8 protein-coding genes are annotated in these 11,447 nt (G+C 39.8%); 4 read left to right on the top strand and 4 right to left on the bottom strand.

The genetic code is table 11. The features are described from left to right. The first annotated feature begins 41 nt into the window (after positions 1 to 41). The gene (locus tag IQ236_RS09195) at positions 42 to 311 is read left to right on the top strand and encodes a YciI family protein (protein ID WP_190515587.1); all 270 of its coding nucleotides are present in this window, start codon (positions 42 to 44) and stop codon (positions 309 to 311) included. A gap of 135 nt (positions 312 to 446) precedes the next feature. Here IQ236_RS09195 and IQ236_RS09190 read toward each other — a convergent pair whose 3' ends face one another. Beyond that, entirely contained in the window at positions 447 to 1,208 is a 762-nt protein-coding gene (locus IQ236_RS09190) for an exosortase-dependent surface protein XDP2 (RefSeq protein ID WP_193868985.1), read from the bottom strand. Between the two features lie 502 nt (positions 1,209 to 1,710). Between IQ236_RS09190 and IQ236_RS09185 the strand changes: the two genes are divergently transcribed. Next, positions 1,711 to 2,349 carry an HAD hydrolase-like protein gene (locus tag IQ236_RS09185; protein ID WP_193868984.1) on the top strand — a complete coding sequence of 213 codons (639 nt, stop codon included), beginning with the start codon at positions 1,711 to 1,713 and terminating at the stop codon, positions 2,347 to 2,349. 8 nt (positions 2,350 to 2,357) lie between these two features. Here IQ236_RS09185 and IQ236_RS09180 read toward each other — a convergent pair whose 3' ends face one another. Continuing rightward, positions 2,358 to 3,293, bottom strand: coding sequence for a ribonuclease Z (locus IQ236_RS09180; protein WP_193868983.1), 936 nt, complete (start codon positions 3,291 to 3,293; stop codon positions 2,358 to 2,360). Between the two features lie 95 nt (positions 3,294 to 3,388). Here IQ236_RS09180 and IQ236_RS09175 point away from each other — a divergent pair, with 95 nt between their 5' ends. Further along, positions 3,389 to 4,549 (top strand): SpoIID/LytB domain-containing protein, encoded by a 1,161-nt coding sequence (locus IQ236_RS09175; RefSeq protein WP_193868982.1) that lies wholly within the window; start codon positions 3,389 to 3,391, stop codon positions 4,547 to 4,549. Between the two features lie 276 nt (positions 4,550 to 4,825). Here the strand turns inward: IQ236_RS09175 and IQ236_RS09170 are convergent, their stop codons facing one another. Together IQ236_RS09170 and IQ236_RS09165 are read right to left on the bottom strand one after the other, a co-directional pair. Further along, positions 4,826 to 8,716: a GAF domain-containing hybrid sensor histidine kinase/response regulator gene (locus IQ236_RS09170; protein ID WP_193868981.1), complete on the bottom strand. Its 3,891-nt coding sequence runs from the start codon at positions 8,714 to 8,716 to the stop codon at positions 4,826 to 4,828. Next, a complete protein-coding gene (locus IQ236_RS09165) occupies positions 8,709 to 9,755 on the bottom strand; it encodes a diguanylate cyclase domain-containing protein (RefSeq protein ID WP_193868980.1) in 1,047 nt (348 codons plus the stop codon). Before IQ236_RS09165 ends, IQ236_RS09170 begins: the two co-directional genes overlap by 8 nt. A 373-nt stretch (positions 9,756 to 10,128) precedes the next feature. On the opposite strand from IQ236_RS09165, the gene IQ236_RS09160 reads away from it, so the two are divergent. Next, positions 10,129 to 11,301, top strand: coding sequence for an RNA-guided endonuclease InsQ/TnpB family protein (locus IQ236_RS09160; protein WP_193868979.1), 1,173 nt, complete (start codon positions 10,129 to 10,131; stop codon positions 11,299 to 11,301). Positions 11,302 to 11,447 lie beyond the last annotated feature (146 nt).

Raw genomic sequence — 11,447 nt, 5'->3', positions numbered from 1 at the left:
ACAAATAACAGATAACAGTCAACTATCAACCATCAACAACTATGCCAAAATATGTCATGTTTGGAACCTATTGCGAGGATGTTCTGGAAAAGCGGGAACCCTATCGGGCGGCGCATTTGGAAGGATTAAAACAACAAAAAGAATCGGGTGTTTTATTAACCATTGGCCCGACTCAGGATGTCACAAAGGTATTTGGGATTTATGAAGCCGAAGATGAAGCAACGGTGCGTCAGTTAGTGGAGTCTGACCCCTATTGGCAAAATGGGATCTGGACAGAATATGATGTGAAAGCCTGGATACAAGTTTATTAAGGCAGATACAAAAATTGCGATCGCCTATCCCTCAATTTTGAGAAATAAGCGATCGCAACTTTAAATAATCAGTTTTTCAGTTTGATGGGACGGAGACAAGTTTAGAGATGTTGATGGTAGCGAGCGTATTTTGCCTTAGTGAGCTTTTTTGCGACGAGACATTGCTAAAGCAGCGCCGACTAAACCTAAACCTAAAACGGTTGTGGGTTCAGGAACAGCCGTAGCTACCACTTTAAAGTCTGGGCCGTTGTAGCTTTCTAGGCTGGTCAACCGCAGACCTTTGAACAATTTGGCATCGGTTACGCCTAAGTCTAACAAACTGAGACCAAAAGAACCTACTTGTTGAGCGCCCGTAATTTCTGTGGTATCAAGTTTATAGCCAGCGTTTTGCCATGTTTTTGAATATAAGTTAACGACCGACCCCAATGAACCATCAGTAAACACAGCCTGAACATCCAGTTTGCTGTTTTTACCTCGTTCAAAGAACAGGAAATTATCTGCTGGTTTTGCAAAGAACAAGTCCAGGGTGAAACTGCCTTTGTCTTCTGTATCAACAATATTGCTTAAATTTAGATTGCCCAGTGAGGCAACTAAATCGCTTGCTGTGGGAGCTTCTGCTTTAATTCCTGATGCTTGATCCCCTTTATCGCTACTGGCAGCCCCAGTATTTCCTTTCGTCCAGAGGTCATTGTCGATAATATCAACTTTGTTTACGAGGGAGAAATTATTATAGGTTTTACTGTTAAATTCAACTGAATTTAAGGTAATGTCTTTCTTCCAAGATGTCGTGTCGCTGGTGGAATAGTTGGTTTTGAAGGTAAAGGCTTGAGCAGATGTAGCGTAAACACCTGTTAAAGCCAAGGTTGAGATTAAAGTGGTGAAGAATCTAGTTTTCATTTGGAACTCCTGTGTGTGAATATCCTACTGGTTACTGTTACCCTTAACTTTTGACCCGGTTGTTCTGGTTATCTCCCTAAAGGGGGGACATCTCAGCAACCAGAGTGATTCATACAAGCGGTTATTACTACATTAGCAAACCTTCTGGCTTTGTCACCCCATTCCCGAAAAAGTCTTGTAAGTTTTACAGAACTTTTATAGTTCTAAGCTTTTATTTAAAGAATTAACCAAATTCTTGTATTTCACCGGGACAAACCCTATCTATATTATAGGAAATGGGCGGGTGATTGAGCGGATTATTATATTGTTAATATAAGAGGGTTTCCATCTCCGCAAGATCATGGATTTTTGAAAAATATTCAATCCGGGATTAAACCCCATTTTTAGAGATAATGAGGTAAATATTAATCTCTGGGTAGACATATTTATTAATCTTATGCAAACTGAAATATTGATTCTATCTTGAGTGCTAATCTCAAACCCAGACTAAACCCCTGAATCTATGAATCAGATTATTATTTTTGACTTTGACGGAACTTTAGCGGATACCCTACATACGGTGGTTACAATTACCAATCGTTTATCAGGGGAATTTGGCTATTCCCCGACTAACCCTGAAACACTTGCTCAAATTCAAAATTTAAGCTCTTGGCAGATTATTCAACAATCGGGAATTTCTCTATTTAAACTGCCTTTTTTGCTGAAGCGAGTGATTGATGAATTAAATCAGGATTTACAACAGATTGATTTATTCCCTACAATTCCTGAGATTCTTCGACAATTGCAGGAGCAGAATTATACTCTTTATATTATTACCTCTAACTCTAAAATTAATGTAATTACAATTTTATCTCGTTATGATTTAATTAATTATTTCAAGAATATCTATTCAGGAATTAATTTGTTTGGCAAACATAAAATTATTAACCAATTATTAAAACAAGAAAGAATAGAACCCCAGCAAGCTATTTATATTGGGGATGAAACGAGAGATATTAATGCAGCTAGAAAATCTAAAATTAAAAGTATTGCTGTGAGTTGGGGATATAATTCCGCCGAGGTTTTAGCCCGCCATCACCCCAATGCTTTAATTTCTCATCCGTCTGAACTGATTGCTGCTATTGAGAATATACAGCCCTGAAGGGCTTACTACAAGGGACGGCGGGGAATTTCATGGGTCAGGAAATCATAAGCCATATCTGTATTAGGAAAAATGGCTCTGGCTTCTGTTAATAAATCATCTAAAATAATTGAATTTCCGGGAGCGTAACGGGGGCTAAAATGGGTCATCATTAACTGTTTAGCTCCGGCGGCTAACGCAACCTGTGCCGCCATTGTTGATGTGGAATGTAATCGTTGAAAAGCCATTTCTGCATCTTGATGGGAGAACGTTGCTTCATGGACTAAAACATCCGCATCCTGCGCTAATTCCACCGCTCCTTCACAAAAAACGGTATCTGTACAATAAACAAATTTACGACCGATTTGGGGAACTCCACAAAGTTCTGTCCCTCGAATAATCCGACCATCGGAAAGAGTTACAGTTTGTCCTTGTTTAAGTTGAGCATAAATTGGCCCCGGTGGAATGCCTAATTTTTTGGCTTTTTCGACATCAAATCGTCCCGGTTTATCCTTTTCAATAATCCGATATCCAAAGGCTGTCACCCGATGTTTCAAATACCCACAAACCACTTGATATTCTTCATCTTCAAAAATCATTCCTGGTTGAATAGTATGGACTTTAACCGGGTAAGAAAAATGGGTTTGAGAATAACGCACACAGGCTTGTAAATAATCTGATAATCCGGCTGGCCCATAAATATCAATGCGTTTGGCATTTCCCGCTAACCCACAACTGGCTAATAATCCCGTTAACCCAAAAATATGATCTCCGTGTAAATGGGTAATAAAAATTCGACTAATTTGGCTGACTTTTAAATCACTGCGAAGGAATTGATGTTGCGTTCCTTCCCCACAGTCAAACAACCAAATTTCAGCCCGTTGCGGTAAACGCAGAGCTAGACTGGAAACATTGCGCGATCGTGTCGGAACCCCGGAGCTAGTGCCTAAAAAAGTAATCTGCATTGACTCGCTCCTTCCATCTTCAAATACCAAAAAAATGTGCTATATAACCAAGGTGCAGTTCTAATCTATCCATCTTACCGGATCTGATCGCAACAATGGTTTGTTCTGTTCCTCAATCCTGGAATCCTTTAGTCTCCTTCCCCACCTCCCTACAACGGGTTAAGCGTTATTGGTGGACAACGCTGCTGATTTGGTTGTGTTGGGTAGCCCCAGCCCAAGCTCAATTATTATTACGGGTCGCTATTGAAGACGGGGCCAATCAAGTCAAAGTTGGCAGCACCACCAAAGCCATTGTCCGAGATGGCAATGGCCAAGCCCTAGGGGAATTAGTGGCGATGGGGGGCGGTGTCGCTCAAACAAAATCAGGAAAAGTCGCCTTGGGAAACTGGCAAGGCTCTCAACTTTGGATTGATCCGAGTAATAATGGGAATGTTTGGATCGGTAACGGTTGGTATCGGGGACGAGTGTTATTAGTGCCGAGGAATGGTAAATTAACGGCAATTAATTATGTCGATTTAGAGGAATATCTCTACAGCGTGCTGGGGGCGGAAATGGATGGTGGATGGCCCCAGGAAGCTTTGAAAGCCCAAGCGGTTGCAGCGCGAACCTACGCCCTCTACAAGCGTCAACGCAGCAATGGTATTTTTGATGTCGGGGATGACCAAGGTTGGCAAGTTTATAAAGGATTAGTTACGGAGTCTACTGGAACAGTGGCGGCGGTGAATGCTACAAGAGGACAGGTGTTAACCTATAACGGTCAAGCGATTTTAGCGGCGTTTCATTCGGCCTCTGGGGGACATACGGAAAATGTTGAGGATGTTTGGAATGAACCTTTACCGTATTTACGGGGAGTTCCTGATTTTGACCAAGGAACCCCAGTGTTTGAGTGGACAAAAACCTTTTCGCAAGCGGATTTAAGTAAACGAATTTCGGGTGTGGGGAGTATTACAACGATGACCCCCCAACGGACTTCAGCGTTTGGCAGTATTCTAGCGATGAAAGTCGTTGGCGATAAAGGGACACGAGTGATGAGTGGGGAGGATATTGCTTCTGCGTTAGGACTGCGTAGCACTCGGTTTCAAATCAGCCGTAAAAGTGGAACTACGAGTTTTCAGGTTACAGGTCGCGGGTTTGGTCACGCCGTGGGTTTAAGTCAATGGGGCGCTTATAATTTAGCTCGTGGTGGATACAATTACCAGCAAATTTTAGCCCATTATTACCGCAATACAAATTTAGCAAAAATTGAAGTTCGTTAACCGTAGTGAGTCCTTTAGGACTCTTTTATTGATTTCAAGTGTTAGGAAGAAGCCCTGAAGTTCGTTAACCGTAGTGAGTCCTTTAGGACTCTTTTATTGATTTCAAGTGTTAGGAAGAAGCCCTGAAGTTCGTTAACCGTAGTGAGTCCTTTAGGACTCTTTTATTGATTTCAAGTGTTAGGAAGAAGCCCTGAAGTTCGTTAACCGTAGTGAGTCCTTCAGGACTCTTTTATTGATTTCAAGTGTTAGGAAGAAGCCCTTCAGGGCTTACTACTGTTAGCCTAAAATTAGGGTTTCTGTGACGGCTAAAATTTGATCAAATTGAAATTCATCAGCTAATTTTTTGAGGGTTAATGCTAAGGCTGAATAGGATTCAGGAATTTCCTGAATTAACTCAAAAACCCGTTTTTCTTGAGTACATAATACCGCTTCATGAAACTGTTGAATCCAAGCCGGAGGCATTAATACTAAACAATCTAAGCTTAAATCTCCCGGTGTTGAGATTCTTTCTAAATTGGAGTTTAAATGGGTTGAGGTTTGAGAGTCTGCATATTCATATTCTAGCCCTAAATATTCTGCCATTTTTTCAAAGATAATATGATCTTGGAAGGGTTTACTCACAAAATCATCACATCCGGCTTGCAAAACTTGGGCACGTTCTTCTTTAAAGGCATTTGCTGTTAATGCAATAATAATGGGGGAATTTTCCGAGGGGGAATTTGCCCGAATGCGACGAGTTGCTTCGATTCCATCCATGACCGGCATTCGCATATCCATCCAAATTAAATGGGGTTGCCAACTTAAGCTTAATTCTACGGCTTCTTGACCGTTGAGGGCTTCTCGAACTTCAAACCCAGTTGTTGATAAAAGCTCAACTAAAACTTGGCGATTTTCGACGGCATCTTCAACAATTAAAATCCGATAGGTTGGTTGTCCTGGGACTAAACCCACCACAGATTTTTTAGAAAGTTGGGGTTGAATATCGCAACAATCTGCCAAACCCGTTTTAATAAAAAATTTAACCCAAGTTCCTGTTCCTAAGAGACTATTAACAATAATATTTCCTCCCATCATTTGCACAAATTGTTGACTGATGGGTAAACCTAACCCAGTTCCTTCTTTGGATTTTCGTCCTGTTTCTGTTTGTCCAAAGGCTTCAAATAATAAATCAATTTCTTCAGAGGCAATACCTGGGCCAGTATCCTCGACTTCAAAGGTAATTTTAATGGGTTCGGGTAAAACGTCTATAGGTTCTGAATTTTGAGCCTCCGTTGTGATAGATTTGGGAAAAATAGTGTCTTGTTTAACCCGTAAAATCACACAACCGACTTCTGTAAATTTAATCGCATTTCCCAATAAATTAATTAAGACTTGGCGAAGCTTACTTTCATCGGTTTTAATATATTGAGGTACATTTTGATCGCGTTCAAAAATTAAATTTAATCCTTTCATTTCTGCTTTTAATTCTAACATTTCTTGCAAGTTATTTAACAAGCGATAAAGATCAAAACTGGTTTCATTGAGTGTGAGTCGTCCCGCTTCTATTTTAGACATTTCTAAAACATCATTAATTAAATCGAGTAAATGTTCTCCACTGCGTTCAATAATTCGGAGATATTCCTGTTGGACAGAACTTAATCCTGAATGTTTCGCTAAAATTTGAGTAAAGCCTAAAATCGCATTCAGAGGTGTTCTTAATTCATGACTCATATTGGCTAAAAATTCACTTTTAGCATGGTTCGCTGCATCGGCTGTGTCTTTAGCTTCCTTCAATTGAGCTAATAATTTCGCTTGTTGAATGGCTACCCCTAATTGATTCGCAACTTGGGTTAATAAACTCACTTCTCTGGGTTGCCAATGACGGCTACTGGTATGTTGATAAGCTCCTAATAATCCCCATAATATTTCTCCTACAAAAACCGGAACTAAAATATAAGCTCGAATCTGAAATTGTTGTAAAACTTTGAGGGTAGAGGGGGATAAAGGGGCATTAAAAATATCATCAATAATTAAAGGCTGATGGTTTTGATATTGATCAATTTTGGGATATTTAAAATGAGTTTCTAACCATAAATTTTTATGTTCAGCTTGTTCTAAAGGAATGCCGCAGGACAGTTTAGATTCAAAAATAAATTCTCCGCGACGGTCGGATATAAAACGATAGACCACGACGCGATCGCATTGTAAAATTTGTCTGACTTCCTGGGTGGTTGCACTAAAAATTGTATCAATATCTAAAGTTTGACGAATCCGATCAATAACCCGTGCTAAAGCTCGTTCTTGTTCGGCAACTTTTGCCTGTTCTTCTGAACGTTTTTGAGCTTGGGTTAAGAGTTCTGCTTGTTGTAAAGCAACGCCTAATTGAACGGCAATTTTCCGCACAAATTCAATTTCTTTTTTTTGCCATTGACGGGGAGTTGAACATTGATGAATACACAATAACCCCCATAATTCATCCCCTTTGAGTAAGGCAACAACTAAATTTGCTTTAATTTGAAATTGAGCTAACAGTTGCACATAACAATCTGTTAAGCCTCCTTGATAAATATCGGGTAAAACTAACACATGACCGAGGGGATAATTTTGAGCAAATCTCGCACCAAAACAATGATCTTCTATCTCAGTTTCTAAAACCGAACAAAAGGGAAATAAAACATTTTCTGAAACAAATTTTCCGTAATTCCAATAGGAATTAGGCTCAAATTGAAATACAGCCACTCGATCAGCATTTAATAGTTGACGAAGTTCAGAAGTGGCGGTTTGAAAAATCGTATTAATATCTAAAGTGCGCCGGATTTTATCAATCACTTGGGCTAAAGCTCGTTCTCGTTCTGCATCCTCCACTAAACTTTCAGCTTGACGTCGCAATTCATCGGCTAATATGGTTTCTAAATCTCGTTTTTGTTTTTCCGTTTGGGCGAGTAATTCAGCTTGTTGAATTGCGACTCCTAGTTGTCCGCCAATTTGAACTAAAAACTTAATTTCTGAGGTTTCCCAATGTCGGGCACTTTGATTTTGGTAGACTGCTAATAATCCCCATAATTGTTTCCCTTGATAAATTGCGATAATTGCATAAGCTTGGGCTTCATACCGTTCTAACGCTTGAATATAACAGGTAGAAAAATTAGCTTTATAAATATTGTCACAAACTCGAAAAACTTCTCCCCGTGTAAAATCTCCCCCTTGGGTTTCTTGTAGATAGCTATCAGTAACGTCGGGAGTTGCTAAATATTTCAGGCTACATTGACTAATATTAGCTCCAAATTGCGGATCATATTTTTGTTCTTCAATTAAAGATTTCCATCCCTCGGCTTTAGATTCAACTAAAAATTCTCCACTCCAGTCAGCATTAAATCGATAAATCACCACCCGATCAGCTTTTAAAAGTTGACGAACTTCTTGGGTTGTGGTTGTAAAAATCGTATCCAATTGTAAGGATTGACGAATTTTATTAATAATAGCAGCAACTGCTTTTTCTCGTTCAACAGCCTGATTTACCGCTTGGGTTAAATATTCAGACTGCATTTGCAACTTTTTAACAAATTCTGCGTGTTGTAATGCCACGCCTAAATGGGTAGCGATTTGGCGGACAAATTCCATTTCCGATTCTTTCCATTCACGGGGGCCAGAACATTGATGAATGCAGAGTAATCCCCATAAATTTTCCCCTTTCAGTAAGGGTGAAACCAGATTAGCTCTGATTTGAAATTGGGATAACATTTGGGCATAGCAACGCGGTAATGGTAATGTATAAATATCATCGGCTGCCCAGATTTTGCCATAAAAATAATAGTTAATATAATGTTCTCCAAAACAGTGATCTTTGATTTTTGCCGATAATGCTGAACGAAAATTGGGTAAAACATCTTCAGATACAAATTCTCCCCATTGATATTGGGAATCTGGATCAAACCGATACATTCCCACCCGATCCGCATTCAACAGTTGACGCACTTCAATAGCCGTAGACTTAAAAATACTATCTAAATCTAAAGATTCTCGAATTTTACTAATAACCGCAAATAGTGCTTTTTGTTGGGCAACTTGATAAGGTTCTGTACTCTTGGCTTTTTCGAGTTGTAATACCCGTTTTCGCAGGGTTTCAAGTTCCTGAATTAAGGCGGCTTCCGCCTCCTGATTGCTTGAAATTGGTTCGGGTTCAGACATAGGTTTTATTCAATAAAATAACACTACAATTTCGACCTTGTTTTTTAGCTTGATAGAGGGCACGATCAGCCCATTCAATTAACAGAGAGGGACTAGATTGGCAATGAGGAATGAGACAGGTAATCCCCAAGCTTAAGGTGATATAAGGGCTGACTTGAGATTGGTCATGAACCAGTTTTAAAGATTGTACTTTTTTTTGAATCGTTTGGGCAATGATTTCGGCTTCTAGGATATCTGTTTCCGGTAAAATAACCGCAAATTCTTCCCCCCCATAACGAGCAACTAAATCTGTTGTCCGGGGAATGGCTTGACTAATGGCTTGGGCGATCGCGCGTAAACAATCATCTCCGGCTTGATGACCATAAGTATCATTATAGGATTTAAAGTAATCCACGTCACACATAATTAAAGCCAGGGGTTTTTGTTCTCCACAAAGTTGCATCCATTTCTGTTGTAAATAGTGATCAAATTGCCGTCGATTTGCCGTTTGAGTTAATCCATCTAAATGAGCTAACCGTTGTAATTCTTGATTGAGTTTTTGCAGTTCAGATTGAGATTCTTTGAGAGCGATTTCAATTTGTTTTCGAGCTTTAATTTCTTGTTGTAATCGTTCATTTTGTTCTAAGAGTTGTTGATGTTGAATTCGCAAGGTCAAATGATTTTTAACCCGGACTAAAACTTCTTCAACTTGAAAAGGTTTGGTAATATAATCAACGCCTCCAACACTAAAAGCTTTGACTTTATCTAAAACATTATCCAAGGCACTAATAAAAATAATGGGAATTTCGGCAGTCATGGGATCAGATTTGAGAGCTTGACAGACTTCATAGCCGTCGAGATCCGGTAACTTAATATCCAGAACAATCAAATCTGGTGGAGCAGCTTTAGCCGTTTTTAATGCCATTACTCCTTTTGTCACCCGTCTGACTTCATATTGATGTTCCATTAACATCGTTGATAATAGTCTTAAATTATCGGGTTTGTCATCAACTAATAAAATACTTCCTAGGGAAGATTGCGAATTTGCAAAATGAATCATTATAAGCGGCCAGGAACAGGTTAAAGTAAATGGGGAACCAGTTAATATGTGAAATTCGAGGGCTTAAAAAATCAAAAAATTGATTATTGATCGTTGCATCTATTTTATCAGAATTCTTAGCCGTTGATTAAAAGATGGATGTTGCTGATGATATTAAGGTCAAGGGGAATAGCCCCCCCTATTGAGCCGTTAACCGTATCACTAAGTAAGCATTTCAATTCAAAATCCGTAATTTTACGGATTGTTTTTCCCCTCTAAAAGACTCAAGCTCTCCAATTTTCATCGAAAAATTGGGTAGAAACCCCTAAGTTCTACTTAGGCTTTGTATTTGTAGTTTAAAACACTCACAAAAAGACGTGCTATAATGTGAGGCATGGAAAAAGCCTTTAGTTACCGATTTTATCCGAGCCCAGAACAAGAGTCGCTCTTGCGGCGCACCTTGGGCTGTGTAAGGTGGGTTTACAACAAGGCTCTCCATGAGAGAACTCAAGCCGGGTATGAAAAGCAAGAAAGAGTGGGATACACTCAAACGTCTTCAATGTTGACTGAGTGGAAAAAACAAGAAGATTTGGCTTTTCTGAATGAAGTTAGCTGTGTTCCTTTACAGCAAGGATTGAGACATCTTCAGTCGGCATTTGCTAATTTCTTTGCAGGAAGGGCGAAATATCCCAACTTTAAGAAGAAAAGGAACGGCGGTAGTGCTGAATTTACAAAGTCGGCATTTAAGTTTAAAGATGGAAAAATCTACCTTGCCAAAAGTGCTGAACCTTTGGATATTCGATGGTCTAGGCAGATTCCAAAAGGATGTGAGCCGTCTTCTGTAACCGTCAAAATGCACCCATCAGGACGTTGGCATATTTCCATTCGTTTTGACGATCCAACAATTAAGCCATTGCCCGTTAACAAGAATGCAATTGGGCTGGACTTGGGTATTACAAGTTTGATCGCTACGAGTAATGGGGATAAAGTTGTCAATCCCAAACAATTTAAGCAGCATTACAGAAGATTGAGACGGGCGCAGAAAAACCTTTCTCGTAAACAGAAAGGTTCTAAAAACAGAGAAAAAGCCAGGGTTAAGGTGGCGAAAATTCACTTGAAAATCTCTGATTCTCGTCAATATTTCTTGAATAAGTTAACGACTAATTTGGTCCGTGAAAATCAAACGATTGCCGTTGAGTCGTTAGCTGTCAAGAATCTGGTTAAAAACCACAAACTCGCATTAGCGATTTCCGATAGCGGATGGAGTGAATTAGTTCGACAATTAGACTACAAATGCCGATGGTATGGGCGTAATCTAGTCAAGATTGACCCATGGTTTCCTAGTAGCAAACGCTGTGGAAATTGTGGTTATATAATGGATAAATTGCCGTTAAATATTCGGGAATGGGAATGTCCTAATTGTGGAATAGTCCATGACCGAGATATCAACGCCAGTCGCAATATTTTGGCCGCCGGGCTGGCGGTGTCAGTCTGTGGAGCGACCAGAAGACCTGAACAGAAAAAATCTGTGAAGGCGGGTGCTAAGAAGCAGAAACCCAAATCGTGAGGTTTGGGAATCCCCGCCCTTTAGCGAAGCGGAGGGCGAGGGAGGATGTCAACCAGATGTCATATCTCTGCCACAAGGATGTCATATTCGTCCTATATCTTAAGAAATATCAGGGCAGACAGAAACCAGTCCAATCCCTGAAATCC

It is taken from the genome of Planktothrix mougeotii LEGE 06226 (assembly GCF_015207485.1).
Classification (GTDB): Bacteria; Cyanobacteriota; Cyanobacteriia; order Cyanobacteriales; family Microcoleaceae; genus Planktothrix.
The sequence above is the reverse complement of the archived record's forward strand: the minus strand, read 5'-3'. Positions and strand labels throughout refer to the sequence as shown.